General features: G+C 69.1%; 16 protein-coding genes and 1 pseudogene. 6 read left to right on the top strand and 11 right to left on the bottom strand.

Features of this window, described 5'->3' with window-relative positions; all coding sequences use genetic code 11:
• Positions 1-58: 58 nt before the first annotated feature.
• From ppdK to ABNF93_RS10175, 7 genes are all read right to left on the bottom strand, one after another.
• The gene (gene ppdK, locus ABNF93_RS10205) at positions 59-2,779 is read right to left on the bottom strand and encodes a pyruvate, phosphate dikinase (RefSeq protein WP_502877568.1); all 2,721 of its coding nucleotides are present in this window, start codon (positions 2,777-2,779) and stop codon (positions 59-61) included.
• A 138-nt stretch (positions 2,780-2,917) separates the two neighbouring features.
• The gene (locus ABNF93_RS10200; protein WP_349327676.1) at positions 2,918-3,715 is read right to left on the bottom strand and encodes an oxygenase MpaB family protein; all 798 of its coding nucleotides are present in this window, start codon (positions 3,713-3,715) and stop codon (positions 2,918-2,920) included.
• Between the two features lie 149 nt (positions 3,716-3,864).
• Complete coding sequence (locus ABNF93_RS10195) at positions 3,865-5,517, bottom strand: alkaline phosphatase D family protein (RefSeq protein WP_349327675.1); 1,653 nt, start codon at positions 5,515-5,517, stop codon at positions 3,865-3,867.
• A gap of 285 nt (positions 5,518-5,802) precedes the next feature.
• The gene (locus ABNF93_RS10190; protein ID WP_349327674.1) at positions 5,803-7,482 is read right to left on the bottom strand and encodes an alkaline phosphatase D family protein; all 1,680 of its coding nucleotides are present in this window, start codon (positions 7,480-7,482) and stop codon (positions 5,803-5,805) included.
• 217 nt (positions 7,483-7,699) lie between these two features.
• Positions 7,700-8,890, bottom strand: coding sequence for a tRNA dihydrouridine synthase DusB (gene dusB / locus ABNF93_RS10185; protein ID WP_349327673.1), 1,191 nt, complete (start codon positions 8,888-8,890; stop codon positions 7,700-7,702).
• 56 nt (positions 8,891-8,946) lie between these two features.
• Entirely contained in the window at positions 8,947-9,702 is a 756-nt protein-coding gene (locus ABNF93_RS10180) for a hypothetical protein (protein ID WP_349327672.1), read from the bottom strand.
• Between the two features lie 38 nt (positions 9,703-9,740).
• On the bottom strand, positions 9,741-11,159 hold the full coding sequence (locus ABNF93_RS10175; RefSeq protein WP_349327671.1) for a glycine--tRNA ligase: 1,419 nt from the start codon (positions 11,157-11,159) through the stop codon (positions 9,741-9,743).
• On the opposite strand from ABNF93_RS10175, the gene ABNF93_RS10170 reads away from it, so the two are divergent.
• The 5 genes from ABNF93_RS10170 (at position 11,143) to ABNF93_RS10150 (ending at position 14,919) form a co-directional block, all read left to right on the top strand.
• The gene (locus ABNF93_RS10170) at positions 11,143-11,658 is read left to right on the top strand and encodes a DUF6703 family protein (protein WP_349327670.1); all 516 of its coding nucleotides are present in this window, start codon (positions 11,143-11,145) and stop codon (positions 11,656-11,658) included. The genes ABNF93_RS10175 and ABNF93_RS10170 overlap by 17 nt on opposite strands.
• A 57-nt stretch (positions 11,659-11,715) precedes the next feature.
• Positions 11,716-12,702: a metal ABC transporter substrate-binding protein gene (locus ABNF93_RS10165; protein ID WP_349327669.1), complete on the top strand. Its 987-nt coding sequence runs from the start codon at positions 11,716-11,718 to the stop codon at positions 12,700-12,702.
• The gene (locus ABNF93_RS10160; protein WP_349327668.1) at positions 12,702-13,481 is read left to right on the top strand and encodes a metal ABC transporter ATP-binding protein; all 780 of its coding nucleotides are present in this window, start codon (positions 12,702-12,704) and stop codon (positions 13,479-13,481) included. The genes ABNF93_RS10165 and ABNF93_RS10160 overlap by 1 nt, the downstream gene beginning before the upstream one ends.
• A 2-nt stretch (positions 13,482-13,483) precedes the next feature.
• Complete coding sequence (locus ABNF93_RS10155; protein ID WP_349327760.1) at positions 13,484-14,437, top strand: metal ABC transporter permease; 954 nt, start codon at positions 13,484-13,486, stop codon at positions 14,435-14,437.
• Between the two features lie 80 nt (positions 14,438-14,517).
• Positions 14,518-14,919, top strand: a complete 402-nt coding sequence (locus tag ABNF93_RS10150; RefSeq protein ID WP_349327667.1) for a Fur family transcriptional regulator — start codon at positions 14,518-14,520, stop codon at positions 14,917-14,919.
• Positions 14,920-15,038: 119 nt separating this feature from the next.
• Here the strand turns inward: ABNF93_RS10150 and ABNF93_RS10145 are convergent, their stop codons facing one another.
• The 3 genes and pseudogenes from ABNF93_RS10145 to ABNF93_RS10135 form a co-directional block, all read right to left on the bottom strand.
• Positions 15,039-15,860, bottom strand: a complete 822-nt coding sequence (locus tag ABNF93_RS10145; RefSeq protein WP_349327666.1) for an isoprenyl transferase — start codon at positions 15,858-15,860, stop codon at positions 15,039-15,041.
• 230 nt (positions 15,861-16,090) lie between these two features.
• Positions 16,091-16,816, bottom strand: a pseudogene (gene recO, locus ABNF93_RS10140) (DNA repair protein RecO); the annotation flags it as partial.
• A gap of 66 nt (positions 16,817-16,882) precedes the next feature.
• The gene (locus ABNF93_RS10135; protein WP_349327664.1) at positions 16,883-17,518 is read right to left on the bottom strand and encodes a CPBP family intramembrane glutamic endopeptidase; all 636 of its coding nucleotides are present in this window, start codon (positions 17,516-17,518) and stop codon (positions 16,883-16,885) included.
• A gap of 291 nt (positions 17,519-17,809) precedes the next feature.
• Here ABNF93_RS10135 and ABNF93_RS10130 point away from each other — a divergent pair, with 291 nt between their 5' ends.
• Complete coding sequence (locus ABNF93_RS10130; protein WP_349327663.1) at positions 17,810-18,127, top strand: Fe-S cluster assembly protein HesB; 318 nt, start codon at positions 17,810-17,812, stop codon at positions 18,125-18,127.
• Positions 18,128-18,398: 271 nt separating this feature from the next.
• Here the strand turns inward: ABNF93_RS10130 and ABNF93_RS10125 are convergent, their stop codons facing one another.
• Positions 18,399-20,513: an ABC transporter substrate-binding protein gene (locus ABNF93_RS10125; RefSeq protein WP_349327759.1), complete on the bottom strand. Its 2,115-nt coding sequence runs from the start codon at positions 20,511-20,513 to the stop codon at positions 18,399-18,401.
• Positions 20,514-20,826: the final 313 nt, after the last annotated feature.

The raw sequence follows: 20,826 nt of genomic DNA, 5'->3' as shown, positions 1-20,826 counted from the left end.
CTGACTCGCGAGTCACCTGAGGAATTAGTCAGCCGGTCGCCCGTGAGCTCACCGTGCCTCAAGCCGTTCCGGTCGAGGCGTCAGTCTCTGCGAGGACAGCCGCCCGCCCCGCCTCCAGCCGGGCGACAGGCACCCGGAACGGCGAGCAGGAGACGTAGTCCAGGCCGACCTGGTGGAAGAAGTGGACCGACACAGGGTCACCGCCGTGCTCACCGCACACGCCGATCTCGAGGTCGGCCCGTGTCGCCCGGCCCTCCGCGCTGGCCAGGCGCACCAACCGACCGACCCCCTCGACGTCGAGCGACTCGAACGGCGACACGCCGAAGATCCCCCGGTCGAGGTACGCCGGGAAGAACTCGCTCTCCACGTCGTCACGGGACAGGCCCCACACGGTCTGCGTGAGGTCGTTCGTACCGAAGGAGAAGAACTCCGCAGCCGAGGCGATCCGACCCGCCGTCAACGCCGCACGCGGGAGCTCGATCATCGTCCCGATCGGGATCGGCAGGGTGAGGCCCCAGCGTTCCAGGACCTCGTGGATCGCGCGGAGAGCTTCCTCGCGCATCAGCTCCAGCTCCTGCACGGCGCCGACCAGCGGGATCATGATCTCGACCCTGGGATCGCCGCCGGCCTGGGCACGGGCGGCGGCCGCCTCCGTCAAAGCCCGCACCTGCATCGCGTACAACCCGGGGACGACCAGGCCGAGGCGGACGCCACGCAGGCCCAGCATGGGGTTCTGTTCGTGCAACCTGCGGACCGCGGTGAGCATCCGGCGGTCGGAGCTGGCCGGGCCACCGGACCCACCCGGCTCTCCGCCGCGCGACTCCGCCATCGCCACCCGGACCGAGAGCTCCGTCAGGTCGGGCAGGAACTCGTGCAGGGGCGGGTCGAGCAGGCGTACGGTCACCGGCAGTCCGTCCATGGCCTCCAGTACGCCCGCGAAGTCCTCCCGCTGCAGCGGCAGCAACGCCGCCAGCGCCTCCTCCCGTTCCTGGTCGGTCTCGGCCAGGATGAGCCGCTCGACATACCCGCGTCGCTCGCCGAGGAACATGTGCTCCGTACGACACAGGCCGATCCCGCCCGCACCCATCGAGCGGGCGCGGATCGCGTCGGGTGGCAGGTCGGCGTTCGCCCGCACGTCCAGGCGGCGCCGGGCGTCCGCGATGGTCATGATCCGGTGGACGGCTCGAACCAGGTCGTCGGCTTCGCCGCCGGCGGGGTCCAGCTCGCTCTCGAAGTACCGCATCACCGGCGAGTCGACGACAGGCACCTCGCCCAGGAAGACTTCTCCGGTCGTTCCGTCGAGCGAGATCACGTCGCCCTCGCGCACCTCGACGCCGCCGCGTGCGGTGAAGAACCGCCCCGACGTGTCGACCTCGAGCTGGTCCGCACCGCACACGCACGTCTTGCCCATGCCGCGTGCGACGACCGCAGCGTGCGAGGTCTTGCCGCCTCTGCTGGTGAGGATGCCGCGCGCCGCGATCATGCCGTCGAGGTCGTCCGGTGTCGTCTCGCGGCGGACGAGGATGACGTCCTCGCCGGCGCGCGCCCTCTCCACCGCCGTCGCCGTGGAGAACACCACCCGGCCGACGGCCGCACCTGGCGAGGCGTTCATCCCGCGGGCGATCCGGTGCCGTTCGGCGCCGCCGTCGAAGCGCGGGAACATCAGCTGGGCCAGCTGCTCGCCATCGACCCTGCGCAACGCCTCGTCGTCGTCGATCAGTCCCTCGTCGACGAGCTGGGTGGCGATCCGGAACGCCGCGCCCGCGGTCCGCTTGCCCACCCGGGTCTGGAGCATCCAGAGCTTGCTCCGTTCGATGGTGAACTCGATGTCGCACAGGTCACGGTAATGACCTTCGAGCGTCGACATGATGGCCAGCAGTTCGTCGTAGCAGCGGCGATCGATGTGGGCCAGCTCCGTCAGCGGCAGGGTGTTCCGGATACCGGCCACGACGTCCTCACCCTGCGCGTTGGGCAGATAGTCGCCGTAGATGCCGCGCGCGCCCGATGCCGGGTCACGGGTGAACGCCACACCGGTGCCCGAATCCCCGCCCAGGTTGCCGAACACCATCGCAACCACGTTGACCGCCGTGCCGAGGTCGGCCGGAATGCTTTCCTGCCGGCGATAGGTCACCGCGCGTGGCGCGTTCCAGCTGTCGAATACCGCTCGGACGGCGGCGTCGAGTTGGTCACGTGGATTCTGCGGGAATTCATGTCCGGTCTCGTCTTCGACAATGCGTTTGTACGCCGCCACCAGATCTCTCAAGGCGTCGGTGTCCAGGTCGATGTCGTGGGCGGCCCTTCGTTCCGATTTCGCCTTGTCGAGTGCGGCATCGAATCGGGCGCCGTCAATACCGAGTACCGTCTTTCCGTACATCTGGAGGAGCCGGCGATAGGAGTCCCACGCGAAGCGTTCGTCATGAGCGCGTGCGGCCAAGCCGTGGACGGAATCGTCGGTGAGGCCGATGTTGAGAACCGTGTCCATCATGCCGGGCATGGAGAACTTCGCACCCGAGCGTACGGAGACCAGCAAGGGATCGCGCGGGTCGCCGAGAGTCCTGCCCAGCGTTCTTTCCACCGCATGAAGGTGTGCGGTCACCTCGTCGTGGAGTTCGAGAGGTTCTTTTCCGGTTTCGAGGTAGACGCGGCAGGCTTCGGTGGTGATCGTGAATCCTGGGGGTACGGGCAGGCCGAGCCTGGTCATCTCGGCGAGGTTCGCGCCTTTCCCGCCGAGAAGGTCCTTCATGTCCTTGTTGCCGTGGGAAAAGTCATAGGTGTACATGACACGCAACCCCCTCTGCGCCGCGGCTGCGGGTGCACACAACGGCTCAGCAGCTACGACAGTAATGCCAGGAGAATGCGCTGCCGGATCTTTTCGACGAGCCAGTGCGGAAACAACCGGCGGCCCGAAAGGAGAAGGTCAGGCTTGGGTGGGAATCTCCGGTCGGGGCAGAATGCCGGTCGCCTGGCGCACCATCCGCAAGGTGGCCGTGGTCGCGAGGTCGCTCGCCGGCAGCGCGGGTACACCGTAGAGCCGCCGCGCCCACCCCGGCAGCGAGGAGAACGCGAGGACGTTGAGCGACGGAACGCCCAGTCGCAGGGGCGCCAGTTTCCACGGCAGCGGCGGATGGAAGCTGTGGACCAGGCCGCGCCGGGCTTCGGTGCATGCGTACAACTTCGGGCGGATCTCGGCGAAGAAGTCCGCAAGAGCAGCGCGGGAGGCCGGCGCGTCCTCACGCGGTATTCCGATCACCTCGGCGGCACGGCGGCTCTCCGCCACGTAGGTGTCGGCGTCGGCGTCGGTGCGGAGTGCTCCGGATCGCCGCGCGATGTCGACGTAGGAGTCGATCTCCGCGCAGTGGACCCAGAGCAGGCCCCCGGGTTCGTCGAGTCGGAAGGTCTCACCGGTGTCGGGGTCGTAGCCGGTGAGGGCCGCGTGGATGGCGCGGACGCGGGCCGCCGCGCGTTCGACCTCGGCGGACGTGCCGTAGGTGCGGACCGTCACGAACTCGGCCGTACGCAGGAACCGCGCCCACGCGCGCTTGCGGTCGAAGAGCGCGGAGTTCTGGTAGGTCGCCCGCATCACCCGCGGATAGAGCGACTGCAGGTAGAGAGCCCGGAGTCCGGCGACCCAGAGGATGGGCTCGGTGTGCACCCGCCAGGTGACCGACCCCGGCCCGAAGAGTCCGGTGTCGGTGCGACGGGCGGTCCTTCCCACGGTGTCGACACTACCGCCGTCTGACCGACCGTTGTCGGGCCAACCGCCGTCCCGACCAACCGACGTCCCGACCAACCGCCGTTGGATGAGGGCGCCCCTTGCGTGAGGGCGCCCTCATCCAACGGGAGCGATCGGCCCGCTCCCCCACGTCACGGGCGTTCGGTCTCCCACGCCACGGTGTCGGCGATCACCTGCGCGGGATCAGCGTCGGCCGACCGCGCCCGAACGGCCGCGCTCGGTGGCCGGTCGGCCACCTGGTGCAGGCCAGGCTTGCCGTCCTCGATCGCGAACGACGCCCGCGTGAAGACCTCCGCCCCCGGCTCCTGGACGTACGGCAGGCAACGGAAGTCCGCGCGCATCTCCTCCGGCGTGATCGTCGTCCGCACGTAGCCGCGCAGGTTGTTGTAGAACCGCAGGTGCGGGTTGATCTGCAGGAACGGATGGTCGCCCGGGATCGAGTCCGCCCCGTTGCCGCCGGACGTGATCGAGCTGCACACGAGCTCGGAGCCGACCGTGGTCGAGGTCGGGTCGTCGTAGTCCAGCTTGAGGTCGCTCGCCCAGTGCGCGTGCACGTCGCCGGTGAGCACGACCGGGTTGCGGACGCCGGCGTCAACCCAGCCTTGCGTGATCCGCTGCCGCGAGGCGACGTAGCCGTCCCAGGCGTCCATGCTGGTGACCTTCGCCGGACCGTTGTTGTTGTCGCGTTGGGCGAAGAAGACCTGCTGACCGAGCACGTCCCAGCGTGCGCGCGACCGGTGGAACCCGTCGATCAGCCAGGCCTCCTGCTCCGCGCCGGTGATCGACCGCGACGGGTCGACCGCCGCGGGGCAGTCCTTGTAGCCGTCGCCGCAGCCCTGGTCGTCGCGGTACTGCCGGGTGTCGAGCAGGTGGAACGTCGCCAGCCGACCCCAGCGGATCCGCCGGTAGAGCTGCAGGTCGATTCCGCGCGGCACGGACGAGCGGCGCAGCGGCATGTTCTCGTAGTACGCCTGGAACGCCGCCGCCCGCCGGGCAAGGAAGTTCGGCTGCGGGATCTCCGGCTTCTCGTACACCTCGTCGGCCCAGTTGTTGTCCAGCTCGTGGTCGTCCCAGACGACGAGCCAGGGTGCGACCGCGTGTGCGTCCTGCAGGTCCGGGTCGGCCTTGTACTGCGCATGCCGCTGCCGGTAGTTGGCCAGCGTCTCCGTCTCCGGGCCCTCGTGGTCGCGCGGGTTCCCGCCCGGTGCGACGTACACGCCGGCCTGGTATTCGTACTGGTAGTCCCCAAGGTGCAGTACGAGGTCGGGGCGATCCTCGGCAAGTCTCTTGTACGCCGTGAAGTACCCGTGCTCGTACTGCGAGCACGACACGAACGCCATCGCGAGCGACGACACCAGGCTGTCCGGCGACGGAGCGGTCAACGCCCGCCCGACACGGGACACGAAGCGACCCACCCGGAAGCGGTACCAGTACTCACGGCCGGGTTCCAGCCGTGTCACCTCCACATGCACGGCGTGCGCCGACGACGGACGGGCGCTGACCGAACCCGACCGGACGACCCGACGGAACCGCTCGTCGGCCGCCACCTGCCACTGCACGTCGATCGCGGCGTCCGGCATGCCGCCGAGCCCGTCTTCGGCGACGGGGTTGACGGCGAGCCGGGTCCAGATGACGAATCCGTCCGGGCCCGGGTCACCCGACGCGACTCCCAGGGTGAACGGGTCCAGGGTGACGGCGGTCGGCCGCGCCGCGTTCGCCACCTGGGGCAACGCGAGAGAAGTTCCGGCGGCGAGTCCACCGATCAGCAGGATACGGCGACCCACGTCATGGGGCGTGTGGTCATGCTGGGGCCCATCGTGTTCGGGCACTGAGCACCTCCGCGAGATTGGCTCGGAGTGCTCAGCATCGGCGGGCAAGATCCCCAGCACATGGCGTGATCGTGAGGCGCCGGCGACGACCAGATGACCGGTTGGCTGCGGTGCGTCCACTTACGGACGTCCGACGTCTCGAGCTCGACCGGGCAGCCCACGCACGGGGACGATGCACGGCACTTCCCCGCGATGCACGGTGAATGTGCCGTGCATCGCGGGGACGGCGGGGTGGCCCACTCAGGTGTAGCGCCTGGTCTCCTCGTAGACGGTGTAGTCGATCCACTCCTGTGGAGTGTCGGGCGCGGAGGCCGCACGCACCGGCGTCGGGTTGTCCGCGACCTGGTGCAGCCCCGGCTCTCCGTCCTGGACGACGAACGACGCGCGGGTGAAGGGCGTAGCGCCCGGCTGGCTTACGTACGGCACGACCTGGTAGTCGCCCTGCATCTGGTCCGGGGTGACCGTCAACCGCACGTAACCCCGCAGGTTGTTGTAGAACCGCAGGTGCGGATTGATCTGCAGGAACGGGTGCTCGTTCGGGTCAGAGTCGAAGCCGTCACCGCCGGAGGAGATGGACGTCGTCACGAACTCCGAGCCGACCGTGGCCGACGTCGGGTCGTCGTAGTCGAGCTTCAGGTCGCTCGCCCAGTTGGCGTGGACGTCGCCGGTGACCACGACGGGGTTGCGCACTCCCGCGTCAACCCAGCCTTGCGTGATCCGCTGCCGCGAGGCGACGTAGCCGTCCCACGCGTCCTGGCTCGTCACCTTGACCAGGCTGTCGGCGTTGTTGTCACGCTGGCCGAAGAACACCTGCTGACCGAGCACGTCCCAACGCGCCCGCGTCCGGTGGAAGCTCTCGATCAGCCAGGCCTCCTGCTCCGCGCCGGTGATCGACCGCGCCGGATCGACCGACGCCGGGCAGTCCTTGTAGCCGTCCCCACATCCCTGGTCGTCGCGGAACTGCCGCGTGTCGAGCATGTGGAACGACGCCAACCGCCCCCACTGGACCGTTCGGTAGAGCTGCATGTCGATGCCGACCGGGATCGACCTGCGGCGCAGCGGCATGTTCTCCCAGTACGCCTTGAACGCGGCCTCTCGCCGGGGCAGGAACACCTCCGGCGGCTGCAGGTGCGGATCCTGCGGCACCTCGTCGGCCCAGTTGTTGTCGATCTCGTGGTCGTCCAGGACGACGAGCCACGGTGCCGCCGCGTGCGCGGCCTGCAGGTCGGGATCGGTCTTGTACTGCGCATAACGCTGCCGGTAGTTGGCGAGCGTGGTGGTCTCCGGCCCGGCGTGCAGACGCGGGCGACCGGCGACACCCGCCGACTCGTACTGGTAGTCGCCGAGGTGCAGCACGAGGTCGGGCATGTCGTCGGCGATGCCGCGATGGGCGGCGTAGAAACCCGACTCGTAGTGCTGGCAGGACGCCATGCACACCGTCAGATGTTGCGCGAGTACGCCCGGCTCGGGTGCGGTCCGGGTCCGCCCGACCGGCGAGAGGTGCGACGCCACCTTGAAGCGGTACCAGTAGTCACGTCCCGGATCGAGGCTGTCGAGCTCGATGTGGACGCTGTGCGCATCTTCCGGGCGGGACGTGACGCTGCCCGACGCGACGATGTCGCTGAACCGGTCGTCCTTCGCGACCTGCCACTGCACCGGCACCGTGGCGTCCGGCATGCCGCCCAGTCCGTCGTCGGCAAGGGGTTCGGGAGCAAGCCGGGTCCACAACACGAACCCGTCATGGCTGGGGTCCCCCGACGCAACCCCCAGGGTGAAGGGGTACATGCGGGCGTAGATCGGCGGTACCTTCTCCGCGGCATGTGCCGGTACTCCGGCCCCGAGAAGGGACCCGGCGGCCAGACTGCCGGCGAGAAACGTCCGCCTGCCAAGGCCGTCGGATCGGTCGTTCGTTGGGGACACGCTTCCACCTCCGCGTCGCTTCGGCTTCTTCGGAAAGCCCGTCGCGAACGCACGGTGTTCGTTCGGATGCGCTTCGGCGTTCGGGTCGGGTCCTCCAGGATGGGCGCCGATCAACGCCTCGGCGAGGCCTTAGCCGATCATGGCGCGGCCAACATCTGACATGCGAAGGCAGAAGGTTGGAGAAAAGCGCCGGCGGCGGGCTGTCAGCCGCCGGAACTCAGCCGCCCGAGATGGCGACCTCTGCGGCGGCGAGGTCGGCGCCCACGCCGTCCCGGTCCGACAACCAGCCCGCGGGCAGGGTCACCGGCCGCGGACTCCCCTGCCGCCCGCGCGGCAGCCCCAGAGCCGCCTGCGGAAACGGCTGATCGGCGTCCAACTCGGCCAGCAACGCGTCGAGCTCGGCCAGGCTGGAGACCAGGGCGAGGGCGCTGCGGAGGTGCTGGCGTACGGCGAAACCCTTGAGATACCAGGAGACGTGCTTGCGGAACTCCCGGCAGGCCCGGTCCTCGCCCATGTCCTCGACGAGCAACCCGACGTGCCGCCGCATCACGCGGGACACCTCACCCAAGGCAGGCAGCACCGTCGTGGGCTCGCCCGCGAAGACCGTCGCCAGGTCGCGGAAGAGCCACGGCCGGCCGAGACACCCGCGCCCGACCACCACTCCCGCGCAGCCGGAGTGCTCGACCATGCGAACCGCGTCCGCGGCCTCCCAGATGTCGCCGTTGCCGAGCACCGGGATGCCGACGTGGGCGACCAGCGCACCGATGGCGTCCCAGTCGGCCTCGCCGCTGTAGTGCTGCGCGGCCGTACGCCCGTGCAGGGCGATCGCCGCGCACCCGGCCTGCTCGGCGATCCGGCCCGCGTCGAGGTAGGTCAGGTGGTCGTCGTCGATCCCCTTGCGGGTCTTCATGGTGACGGGCACGCCGTAGGGCCGCGCCGCCCCGACCGCAGCCCGGAGGATGGCGTCGAGGAGGCCGCGTTTCCAGGGCAGGACGGCCCCGCCACCCTTGCGGGTCACCTTGGGCACAGGACAGCCGAAGTTGAGGTCGACGTGGCTGACGTCGTACTCCCCGCACAGGATCCGGGTCGCCTCGCCGACGTAGCGCGGGTCCACGCCGTAGAGCTGGACCGACCGGACCGCCTCCCCCGGATCGAACGCCAGCATCCGCCGGGTCGACTCGTCGCCCTCGACCAGCCCGCGTGAGGTGATCATCTCGCAGACGTACAGCCCCGCCGCCGGCGCAGCGCCCTTCCCGTTCCGCGACGGCCCCGCGGTCCCTGCCGCCTCAGCCTGTTCCCGACACAGCGTCCGGAACGCCGCGTTCGTCACGCCGGCCATGGGAGCGAGGACGACCGGCGGGTCCACACGGTGCGGGCCGACAGTCAGCGCCGGGGTTGCTGCTCGCATGCCCACATTGTGTCCCGTCCCCGGATGCCGGAGCTCAGGGACTCAGGACTCGGGACTCAGGACTCGGGCCGCAACGCGAGCGCCCCCGTGGGCAGGAGCTCTCCGCGGTAGGTCACCGCCTCGTTGTAGACGTCGGTGACCCAGCAGGTGAAGGCGTTCCGGTTGCCGACCTCGACGAGCTCGAGGCCGATGATGTCGCAGGTCACGCGAGCCGGCTTGAACGACTGCCGGGTCGCTTCGTAGATCGCCTTCTGCTCCGAGACCGGCAGCCGCTTGGCCGTCCAGCTCGCCTGGACCTCCGAGCGGCTCACCTTCGCGCGGACGCCGAACCGCGTCGAGGAGCCCCACAGCGAGACGTCACAGCTGAAGTTGTAGGTGCCCACCTGGATGATGTCGTTCTCCGACACGGTGCAGTCGGCCTTGGTGGTCTTCGGATCGACCACGCCCGCGGACTTCCACACCTCGGTCTTGAGCTGGTACGCGATCCGGGTGAGTTCGGTGTCGGACTTTGCCGGTGCCTTCGGCATCCGCGGAGTCGCGAACGTCTCCTCAGGTTGGGGCAGCGGCGACATGGTGACCGTCGGGGCCGCCGACTTGCGCTTCTTCGGCTTCACACTCGCCGGCGCGCTGGACATGGGTTGGGCGACCCGACGCGGCGACGTGTCGCCCTTGTGCGGCGTGCTCTCGGACTTGTCGGGCGGGAGCCGGAGCGCAGGACCAGATGCCTGGAGGGCGCAGCCCGTCACGAGCGCGAGGACCCACACCAACAGACCCACACCCGCAACCCGGCAGATATGTGCTCGTCGTGTCATCACAGCAGTCGTGCCACCACAGCAGAGGAAAGGAGGACTCAGCAGCCGGCGAGACGCTCGGCGAGGTATCCCTCGACCCGGTCCAGGGACACCCGCTCCTGCGCCATCGAGTCGCGCTCACGCACCGTCACGCAGAGGTCCTCCAAGGTCTCGAAATCAACTGTCACACAGTACGGCGTACCGATCTCGTCCTGCCGACGGTACCGGCGTCCGATCGCACCGGCATCGTCGAAGTCCACATTCCAGCACGTACGCAGCTGTGCCGCCAGCTTCCTGGCCCGTGGCGACAGGTCCGCATTGCGGGACAACGGCAGGACCGCCGCCTTCACCGGAGCCAGCCGGCGGTCGAGGCGTAGGACGGTCCGCTTCTCCAGCTTGCCTTTGGCGTTCGGCGCCTCGTCCTCGGTGTAGGCGTCGAGCAGGAACGCCAGGAATGCGCGGGTCAGCCCGGCTGCCGGTTCTATGACGTACGGCGTCCAACGCTCGCCCTTGTCCTGGTCGAAGTAGGACAGGTCGGCGCCGGAGTGCTTCGCGTGCGTCGTCAGATCGAAGTCGGTGCGGTTGGCGATCCCCTCGAGCTCCGCGAACTCCTCGCCACCGAAGCGGAAGCGGTACTCGATGTCGACCGTCCGCTTGGAATAGTGCGAGAGCTTCTCCTTGGGATGCTCGTAGAACCTCAGGTTGTCGGGATCGATGCCGAGGCCGACGTACCAGTCCCACCGGGTCTTGAGCCAGTAGTCGTGCCACTCCTCATCGGTTCCCGGTTCGACGAAGTACTCCATCTCCATCTGTTCGAACTCCCGCGTACGGAAGATGAAGTTGCTCGGCGTGATCTCGTTGCGGAAGCTCTTACCCGTCTGGGCGATCCCGAACGGCGGCTTGCGACGCGCCGAGGCCATGACGGTCGCGAAGTTGACGAAGATCCCCTGCGCGGTCTCCGGCCGGAGGAAGTGCAGACCGGTGCCGGCGCCGGATCCCCCGCCGTGGGACCGCTCGTCACCCGGGTCGACCGCACCGAGATGGGTCCTGAGCAGGCCGTTGAACATCCGCGGCTCGGTGAAAGCACCGGTCGTGCCGCACACCGGGCAGGCGACGTCGGCCAGGTCGCCGGCGGGCGGCGTCCCGTGCTTGGCCGCATGGGCCTCCTCGAGGTGGTCGGCCCGGAACCTGCGGTGGCAGCTCTGACACTCGGTCAGGGGATCGACGAACGCCTCGACGTGCCCGGACGCCTCCCACACCGCCCGCGGCAGGATCACCGACGAGTCGAGCCCGACCACGTCGTCGCGGGAGCGGACCATGCACCGCCACCACTGCGTCCGGATGTTGTCCTTGAGCTCGACGCCGAGTGGGCCGTAGTCCCACGCCGACCGGGTACCGCCGTAGATCTCCCCGCAGGGAAAAACGAAACCGCGACGCTTGCAGAGACTGACGAGGGTGTCGATGCGGTCGGCTGGCACGTGGTCGCTCCATCCGGCTGGGTGTCGGCGGGGTACGCGGAACTGCACAGGTTACCGGGACGTTGCAGCACCTGACGCAGGGTTCGGACAGCCTGTGGGGGAAGATCGGGGTGAGAGGCGCCGGCCCAGGCGCCCGACCCGACCTGATGTCAGGAGAACCGTGTCCAGCGGGCCCCACTCGCCACGTCAGTCGCGCACCACCTCGGCCGCTCCGGCATCGAGCGGGTTCCGGGCGCGCGTCGAGAAGGTGAGCTATCCCCTCCTCGTCCGCCTGCACACCCTGCCGCGGTGGCTCGTCGCGCTCATCCCGGTCGCGCTGCTTCTCGGCGGCCTGACGGCTCCTCGGCCCTACAGCTCGGTGTGCCTGGCCGCCCTCGTCCTGGTGATGGGCTGGGTGGCCTATCTCGCCTGGCATCACGGCGATCGCCTTCGCCGGGTGTTCAGGGTCGTCGCCCTCGGACTCGCTGTCGTGGCGCTGGTCCTGAGCCTCCTGCCCTGAGTGCCGCGGGCGCGGGCGCGGTTGACATACCGTTCGCCCTAATTGACAATGATTCTCATGTTCTTAGGGTGGAGGCGGTCCCGGGGCCGCGGAGTGCTGGTCGGAGCCTGCGCGGGCGTCCTCCTCGTCGTCCTGGGGGGAGTCACCGGCTGCGGAACCGATACCGAAGGGGCCCCCGGAGCCGGCGACAAACTGGCGGTGATCGCGGCCTTCTACCCGTTGCAGTACGCAGCGGAACGGATCGCCGGATCCCACGCCGACGTCACGAACCTCACCAAACCCGGCGCGGAGCCGCACGACCTGGAGCTCACGCCCCGAGACGTCGCGACGCTCGAGGAGGGCGGGCTCGTCATCTACCTGAACGGGTTCCAACCCGCGGTCGACGACAGCATCGCGCAGGTGGCGGGCGACCACAGCCTCGACGTCACCACCCTGGCCAGGCTGACCCGACCGGCCGCCTCGGACGTACATGAGGACGCTCACGAGGACGGGGAAGAAGACCACGCGGACAACGAGGCCCGAGGAGCGCCCGACCCCCACTTCTGGCTCGACCCGGTACGCCTCGCCGGGGTGGGCGACGGGATCGCCGAACGCCTGGCCGCCCTCGACCCCGACCACGCTCAGGCGTACGAGCGCAACGCCGGCGCCCTCCGCGCGGACCTGGAGGCCCTGGACGAGGAGTTCGCCACCGGCCTCGCGACGTGCACGAACCGTGAACTGGTGACGAGTCACGCGGCGTTCGGGTACCTCGCCGCCCGCTACGACCTCGAGCAGGAAGGCATCGCCGGGCTCTCACCCGAGCAGGAGCCGTCGCCCGCCGAGCTCAGTGCCGTCGCGACGTTCGTCCGCCGCCACGACGTCCGTACGATCTACTACGAGACACTGGTCGACCCGTCGATCGCGGACACGCTGGCGACGGAGACCGGGGCCGACGTTGCCGTCCTCGATCCGCTGGAAGGGCTCACCGACGAATCGGCCGGCACCGACTACCTGAGCGTCATGCGAGCCAATCTCGCCACGCTGGAGAAGGGCCAGGACTGCTAGTGCCCCCCGACGACCACCCGTCGTCCGCGACCACCGCGCCGCGGGTCACACCGCCCGCGGGCACCGCCGCGCGCGGAGGTCCCGTCGTCCGGATCCTCGGCGGCGCGGTGAGCTACGCAGGCGTGCCGGTCCTCAGTGGGATCGACGTCGAGGTCCACCCGGGCGAGGTGGTCGCGCTGCTCGGCCCGAACGGTTCCGGCAAGTCGACCCTGCTGCGCACCATCCTGGGGCTCGTCCCCCTCGCCGCCGGCTCGCTCGAGCTCTTCGGCACTCCAGGTGAGCGGTTCGGCGAGCGAGCTCGGATCGGCTACGTCCCGCAACGGCAGACCGTGGGCGGCGGTGTCCCCGCGACCGTCGGCGAGGTCGTGAGCACCGGCCGCCTGGTCAGCCACCGGTGGCGGCCCTGGCTGACCGGAAGTGACCGCGGCATCGTGGCCGACGCGATCGCGACCGTCGGGCTGGTCGAGAAGACACACGAGCGGATGTCCACCCTCTCCGGCGGCCAGCAGCGCCGCGCCCTGATCGCCCGCGCCCTGGCGAGCCAGCCCGACCTGTTGGTCATGGACGAACCGTTCGCCGGTGTCGACGCACCCAACCAGGAGATCCTCGCCGCCACCCTGTCCACGCTGGTCGCCGGCGGGGTCACGTTGCTCCTCGCCACCCACGAGATGGCGCCGGTCGCGGCCCTGGTCAGGCGTACGGTCGTCGTCGACCATGGCCGGGTCCGCTACGACGGGCCACCGACGGAGGCTGTCCTCAGCCTCGGAAGCGTCCGGTGACCATGGAGATCCTGCAGTTCGACTTCATGCAGCGGGCGCTGCTCGCCGCACTGTTGATCGGCCTCACCGCACCGGCGGTCGGCGTCTACCTCGTCCAGCGGCGGCTCGCACTGATCGGCGACGGCATGGGCCACGTCGCCCTCACCGGCGTGGGCGTCGGTCTCCTCACCAACACCGCACCGATCTGGACCGCGCTCGCCGCGACCATCGCCGGCGCGCTCGCGATCGAGTTCATGCGGACCAAGGGGCGCACCAGCAGCGACGTCGCCCTGGCCGTCCTCTTCTACGGCGGCATCGCCGGCGGCGTCGTGTTGATGGCCAAGTCACCCGGGAGCACGCCGGCCAACCTCAACGCGTTCCTGTTCGGGTCCATCACGACCACCTCGCCGGCCGACCTCGTCGTGTTCGCCGCGCTCGCGATCGGCGTGCTCGTCACGACGATCGGTGGTGCCCGGCTGTTCTTCGCGGTCGGGGCGGACGAGGAGTACGCCCGGACCGGTGGCCTGCCCGTGCTCGGGCTCAACGTCGTGCTCGCCGTGATGGTCGCCGTGACCGTCGTCGTGTCGATGCGGGTCGTCGGGCTCCTCCTCGTCAGTGCGCTCATGATCGTGCCGGTCGCCTCCGCCCAGCGCCTCGGCCGCAGCTTCGCCGGAACCGTCGCGACTGCCATGGTGATCGGCGTGGTCGTGAGCGTCGGTGGCGTCGGTGCGTCGTACTACGCCGACACGCCCTCGGGCGGCACGATCGTGCTGGCGGCGATCGCGGTGTTCGTCGTCATGGCGTTGGCGTCTGGGCTGCGCTCCCTGCTCCGGCGGCCCCATCGAGAGGCAGAGGATCACCTCCACCAGCACGGCCCCGGCTGCGGGCATCCTGCGATCGACCATGACGATCACATCGACTACGTCCACGATGGGCACCGCCATGCCGTCCACGGCGCGCACTACGACGAGCATTAGTGCTCTCCGGGACGCCTCGTCGCTGGCGTGAGACCGTCGGCGAGAATGGACCCGCGACCGGCGATCGAGGAGGTATCCAGGTGACCACCGGGCCGAAGCTGCGGGCGACCCGCCAGCGCGCTGCCGTCGCCGAGGTCCTCGACGGAATCGACGACTTCCGCAGCGCGCAGGACATCCATGCCCTGCTGCGATCGCGCGGTGAGACGGTCGGACTGACGACCGTCTACCGCACCCTCGCCTCACTCGCGGACGCCGGCGAGGTCGACGCCATCCGTACCGCCGACGGCGAGACCGTCTACCGCCGCTGCGCGACCTCCCGACACCACCACCATCTGGTGTGCCGGTCCTGCGGGCGCACCGTGGAGGTCCAGGGCCCGGCAGTCGAGCGGTGGGCCGACCGCGTGGCTGGCGAGGCCGGATTCGTCGACGTCACCCACACGGTCGAGGTCTTCGGCACCTGCGGCTCCTGCGCGGCCCGGTGACAGCGACCAGCCCGTAGCGACGACCGGCCCGTGACGACAGTGTGCCGGCCCTGGACGAGGGCCCCTCAACCACATCGGCGGCGGCCCGGAGCATGATCACCGAGGGGGCCGGTCCGACGTCAGGAGCTCCCGTCGACGACGTTGGGCTCGGCCCCACCGAAACGCCGGTCCCGTTGGGCATAGATCTCGATAGCCCGCCACAGATCCCGCCGGTCGAAGTCCGGGAACAACGTGTCGAGGAAGACCATCTCCGCGTACGCCGACTGCCAGAGCAGGAAGTTCGAGGTCCGCTGCTCCCCCGAGGAACGCACGAACAGGTCGACATCGGGGAGATCCGGTTCGTAGAGATAGCGCGCCAGCATCCGCTCGTCCACCCGGTCGGCGCGAACCTTTCCCGCCGCGACATCCATGGCGAGCGCCCGCGCGGCATCGGCGATCTCCGCCCGGCCGCCATAGTTGACGCAGAACTGCAACGTGATCACGTCATTGTCCTGCGTACGCTCCGCGGCCTCCTCGAGCTCGGCGATGACGCTCTTCCACAACCGCGGCCGCCGGCCCGCCCAGCGCATGCGTACGCCCATGGCGTCGAGTTCGTCGCGCCTACGGTGGATCACGTCCCGGTTGAAACCCATCAGGAACCGCACCTCGTCAGCGGAACGACTCCAGTTCTCGGTGGAGAACGCGTAGGCCGAGAGCGTCTTCACGCCGATCTCGATCGCACCCTTGATCACGTCGAGGAGGGCGCCTTCGCCGCGTTCGTGCCCACGGGTACGCGGCAGGCCACGCGCTTTCGCCCAACGGCCGTTGCCGTCCATCACCAGCGCCACGTGCCGCGGCAGGAGATCGACCGGGATCTCCGGCGGCCGGGCGCCGGACGGGTGCCGGTCGGGTGGGACGACCGGCGGGCGTGGCCGGACCGGCGGACGGCGGCGACGCCGCATTCCTGGGCTCATCCTGCGCCCACGCCTGTGTCCATGCTCGCGTCACTACCCCGCCCCGGCACCCGGCACGCCCCTCCCTCGCGACCTCGTTCCTCACCGACCACTCCACCCACTCGCTCGCCGCCCCACTCCGTGCTCATGGTCCCGCGCGGCGCCGTATCCATGGTCCCGCCCCGCTCCGTGCTCATGGTCCCGCGCGGCTCCGTGCTCATGGTCCCGGGCGGCTCCAATCGCTCGACGTGCGGGAGGGATCGGAGGGCGCGTTCCAGATGCCACTGGAGGTACGCCGACACCATGCCGGTCGCCTCGCGGCGGTGACGGGCGTCGCTGGCGTCGGCCACCTCCCACTCACCGGTCAGCAGAGCCGCGAGGAGCCGCACCGTCTCCGCGGCCGGCAGCGCGACCCCCGCGGGCCGACAGTCGGCGCACACCATGCCGCCCGCCGCCGGGGAGAACGCGCGGTGCGGTCCCCCGATCCCACACCGTGCGCAGGCATCGAACGACGCTGCGTAGCCCGCGACCGCCAGAGATCGCAGCAGGTAGGAGTCGAGGATCAGTCCCGGATCATGCGCCACCTCGGCGAGCGCCCGGAGCGCCGCCACGAGCAGCAGGAACTGCTGGGTGGCGGGTTCCCGCTCCTCGGCGGTGAACCGTTCGGCCGTCTCGAGCATCGCCGCGGCCGTCGTGTAGCGGCCGTAGTCGGCGTACATCGCCTCGGCGTAGGGACGGCGGGTCTCCGCCTGCGTCACCACGTCGAGCGAGCGCCCCACCGCCAGCTGGACCTCGACGTAGGAACACGGCTCGAGGCGGGCGCCGAAGCGTGAGGTGGTCCGCCTGACGCCCTTCGCGACCGCGCGTACCCGACCGTGGTGCCGGGTCAGCATGGTGATGATCCGGTCGGCCTCGCCGAGCTTCTGGGTACGCAGCACGATCGCTTCGTCGACGTACAGGGTCACGCCGCCATTCTTACCTGTCGCCAGCCCCCGTGGCAGAGCAGGCACCGCACGGGGTTTGGCCCGCTGTCAGAGCAGACTCAGCAGCCCGATCACGGCGATGCCGTTGATGAGCAGATGCGCGACGATGGCGGGACCGAGCCGGTCGGTGACGAGCCGGACGTACCCGGCGGCCAACCCGGCGGCGAACAACAGCGCGACCCTCGTCGGCTCGAGGTGGATGACGGCGAACAGCCCCGCGGTCAGCAGGAGGGTTGGCCATCCACCCAGCCCGCGCCGCCGGAGCGCCGACCACCACGCCCCTCGAAAGTGCAACTCCTCGACGAACGGGGCGGCGAGCGCGAGCGTGGCCAGAGCCACGACCTGCCAGTCGGCCTGGGCTTCGCCTGCGGCGACACCCAGCGACGAGGTGGGAGTTTCGCCGGTGAGCTGCACATAGACGAGAACGAACACCACGGCGGCGACGAGGACCACCAGACCGCCCAACGCGCCGATTCCGAGGTCGACCGGGCGGAACCGCCACGCAAGGTCCGAACGCGGCCCGTTCCCACGCCGCAGCGACATCACGATCGGCAACCCGGCCAAGGCAAGCCAACCGACCGGAGTCGCGACGATTCCGGCAGTAACCGGATCGGCTCCCAGCGCAACCAGTGCGACCGACACGCCGAACGACAGTACGACGAACCCCAACAGCGCGGCGACCACGGTGGGAATACCCCACCGTGGGGATATGGGCGCAGACGCGACTGATTCGGGGGGACTGGTAGTCGTCACTCCCCCATCATCCCGCTTCCGCGACCCGCCAACTCGGGCCCTGGGTTTGACTGTGCGCCGATGAGGGGCAAGGGTGGAATGACCGGCAGTCAACGCACCAGGGAGTGATTCACCACCTGCCCAGCCGGCCAGGGCCCCTACGCGGCAGTGTGCGGTTCGCGCATGCCGTTCTCGAGTGGGGCCTGTTCACCATCTCCACACACTCGAATCCGAGGAGCAATTTTGCTTGCGCTCACCAACAACGCTGCGCTCGTCATCCAGTCCTTGACGAACAGCCCCGAGCTTCCCGGAAGCGCAGGACTGCGCATCACCGCGCAGCCTGAGGACCAGCAGAGCCTCAGCCTCGCGGTCGCCCCGGAACCCACCGACGGCGACCAGGTAGTCGAGGAGCAGGGTGCCCGCGTCTTCCTTGAGGCAGGCGCGTCGACCATGCTCGACCAGATGGTCCTCGATGCCGAGGTGGACGCTCAGGGCAGCGTCCAGTTCTTCCTGGGTACGCAGTCCGGCGGCACGCCTGCCGCTGGCGCAGCGACCAACTGACCGTCGTTCCTTCGGACCTCACCGAACGGACGATCTCACCTCGACCGCGGCCACAGTGTCGGCGGCGGTAGTGGTGCATGTCGACTCTGCCGGGACCGGGACCGAGAATGCGTTCGACAAGCGCCGTCCCTGTCGAACGCACTCTGTCCCGGCCCCGAGCCCGGCTCGAGTGGTTGCACGAGACCTCGCCGAGGCTCGAACGCGTCGCGCGATGAGCCGGCCCGGTTCCAGCCTCCCCCACGCCTGCCTTCGCGTGATCGCCCTGCCTGGTTCAGGATGTGCCGGCAGGATTCTCCCAGTACCACGCCTCGGGGTCGTACGCCGCGGGAGTCGGGTGGTGCCAGTCGTTGACGAGACCGCCGAGTGCCGTCTGCTCGCGGGTGGGTACGTTGCGCAAGCCCTGCTTGACGAGCTCGACCCTGGGGAAGTTCGCGACCGCGCCAAGGAAGAACGGTCCTTCCTCCACGTGGATCTTCACCATGTCCCAGAACATCCCGTCGCGTGCGACCGCGTCCGGCTCCACGCGTGCACGGTCCGCGAGATCCCACAGCTGCTCGATGGGTCCGCCCTCTTCGGGCTCCATCCGAGGTGGAGTCCGCTTGTACGGATCAACGTCGAGTTGCTGCTTCTCCACCGGGGTTCCGCGGACCGAGTAGAACTGTCCCTGCAGCGGCGCCCAGCGGGAGGGCTCCATGGGCATGAGCCACAGCAGGTCGGCGCCGAAGGTGAGGGTGCTCGTCTCCCACGCCGTCTTGCTCATGAGCTTGCCCTGCGCCCACTGGTCGTCCAACGCCTCCGGCGAGACCGGGCTGAGCCGGGTGTCGATGCCGATCGCGTCCCAGCTCTTCTTCAGGATGTTGTTCTTCTGCATGTGCTCGCCGCTTGGATCGGCGTCGGCGGGGTACTCCAGTCGTACGACGAGCTTGGTGCCGTCGGGCATCTCGCGCTTGCCGTCGCCGTCCTTGTCGACCACGCCGATCTCGTCCAGCATGGCCTCGGCCCGGTCGGGGTCGTAGTCGACCCAGGAGTCACGCCACTGCTTGTAGACAGCCATACCGTCGCCGCGGTGGAACTCCCGGGTCTTGGGCCCGTAACCGCCCGTCGTCAGGTCACCGGTGTTGAAGTAGATCGACTTCCGGACCTCGGCGCGGTTGTAGGCCAGCGAGAGGGCCTGCCGGAACTCCTTCATCCGGATGAGCTTGCGCATCTTGGGGTCTTCGTAGTCCTGGCTGAAGAAGAAGATCGATCCGGTGCCCGAGCCGCTGTCCCAGAGGATCATGTCCAGCTGGTTCTTCGACTGCGTGGCCTTGATGCCCGACACGTCGCCGAGGTTCAGACCGGCGAACGCCCCGTGTACGTAGTCGAACTGACCGTTCTGGATCTGCAGCTTCATGGTCTCGGGATTGTCGACCACGCCGAAGTTCAGCGTGTCGACGTAGGGCAGCTGGTTGCCTTCTTTGTCGACCACCCAGTAGTACGGGTTCCGCTCGAACGTGGCCGACCGTCCCTCCCGACGTGACTTCAGCAGCCAACCGGTCATGGTCGGCGATTCGGGGTTGGTGGTGGCGTTGCGCTTCGCGTCGAAGATCTCCGCCCAGTTCTCCGGGACGCTCTTGTTGTACTTGGGATGGAACTGCTTCATGTAGTGCTTGGGTTCCATCCACGACGCGGCGATTCCCCGGTTGACCCAGTTGGCGATCATGTCCGGCACCATCGGGGCGGGCGCGTCGAAGGTCATCACGAGCGTCAGGTCGTCCGGCGCCGCGAGCTTCGCGATACTTCCCGTCCCCGAGCGCGCCTCGTCCGGTATGCCTTCGGCGTACTCCTCGTTGAGGACCATGTCCTCCCACCAGAACATGATGTCCTCGGTGGTCCACGGCTCGCCGTCCGACCACTTCAGACCGGCACGGAAGTGGAACGTCCACTCCGACGCGTCCTCGTTGCTCTCCCAGCTCTCCGCGAGGCCCGGTCCGAGGTCGAGTCCGTCGTTGAGCCAGCGAAGCGGCGAGTGGCCGTACATGTATTCCTTCATGTCCCAGCCGTCGGTGCTTTCTGACACGAGCCGCATGCTTCCGCCGTACTTGCCCGTCGTGGCCCACCGGTGCGGGATGACGTACGGATGTTCCGGCAGTCGCTCGGCGACCGGCGGCAGGTCTCCCGCCTTGACCAGCTCGGCGAGGCTGGGTGCCTCGTTGAGCTTCGCCGGCGGTGGCAACGGCTTGGGCTCCGAACCCTTGGCCGCCTTGCCGGTCGGGGCCTTGGTGGTGCCGGAGTCCCGACCGGGCGTGTCGCCAGAGCCGGAGCACGCGTTGAGCATCACCCCGCCGACTGCGAACGCGGCGCTGTAGAGAAATCCCCGCCGGCTGAGTGTGTCGCGAGCCGCCATCGTCACGACCTCCAAGGATGCGATCGGCGGCCTGCGTCGGCCGCCAGCCAATCGTCGATTCGATTCGACATAGAAACGTGGCCGAAACAGTAGTCCGGAGCAGCGGAGTACTGTCAAGGCTGCAGCCGTGAGTGCTGCCTTCGTGTCCATTACCGGACACACTCGCCTTGCCTCACAGCGGATTGAGACCGCTTGACAGGTTTTCTCAGGCCGCCGTAGCGTCCGAGCCGACAGGGCCCGCATCGTCGAACGTCATCGAATTGATTCGACGATGTGTTCCGTCGCCTTGCTGTCCGGTGGTCAGTGAGAGGAT

This window comes from Actinopolymorpha sp. B9G3 (assembly GCF_040120725.1).
GTDB lineage: Bacteria > Actinomycetota > Actinomycetes > Propionibacteriales > Actinopolymorphaceae > Thermasporomyces.
This window is presented reverse-complemented; position numbering and strand designations above follow the sequence as displayed.

Excerpts from the sequence above, each read along its gene's own strand:
- ppdK (WP_502877568.1), bottom strand. The coding sequence starts at position 2,779 with ATGTACACCTATGACTTTTCCCACGGCAACAAGGACATGAAGGACCTT.
- dusB (WP_349327673.1), bottom strand. The coding sequence starts at position 8,890 with ATGCGAGCAGCAACCCCGGCGCTGACTGTCGGCCCGCACCGTGTGGAC.
- ABNF93_RS10180 (WP_349327672.1), bottom strand. The coding sequence starts at position 9,702 with ATGACACGACGAGCACATATCTGCCGGGTTGCGGGTGTGGGTCTGTTG.
- ABNF93_RS10170 (WP_349327670.1), top strand. The coding sequence starts at position 11,143 with ATGCGGTCGGCTGGCACGTGGTCGCTCCATCCGGCTGGGTGTCGGCGG.
- ABNF93_RS10165 (WP_349327669.1), top strand. The coding sequence starts at position 11,716 with ATGTTCTTAGGGTGGAGGCGGTCCCGGGGCCGCGGAGTGCTGGTCGGA.
- ABNF93_RS10155 (WP_349327760.1), top strand. The coding sequence starts at position 13,484 with ATGGAGATCCTGCAGTTCGACTTCATGCAGCGGGCGCTGCTCGCCGCA.
- ABNF93_RS10145 (WP_349327666.1), bottom strand. The coding sequence starts at position 15,860 with ATGCGGCGTCGCCGCCGTCCGCCGGTCCGGCCACGCCCGCCGGTCGTC.
- ABNF93_RS10125 (WP_349327759.1), bottom strand. The coding sequence starts at position 20,513 with ATGGCGGCTCGCGACACACTCAGCCGGCGGGGATTTCTCTACAGCGCC.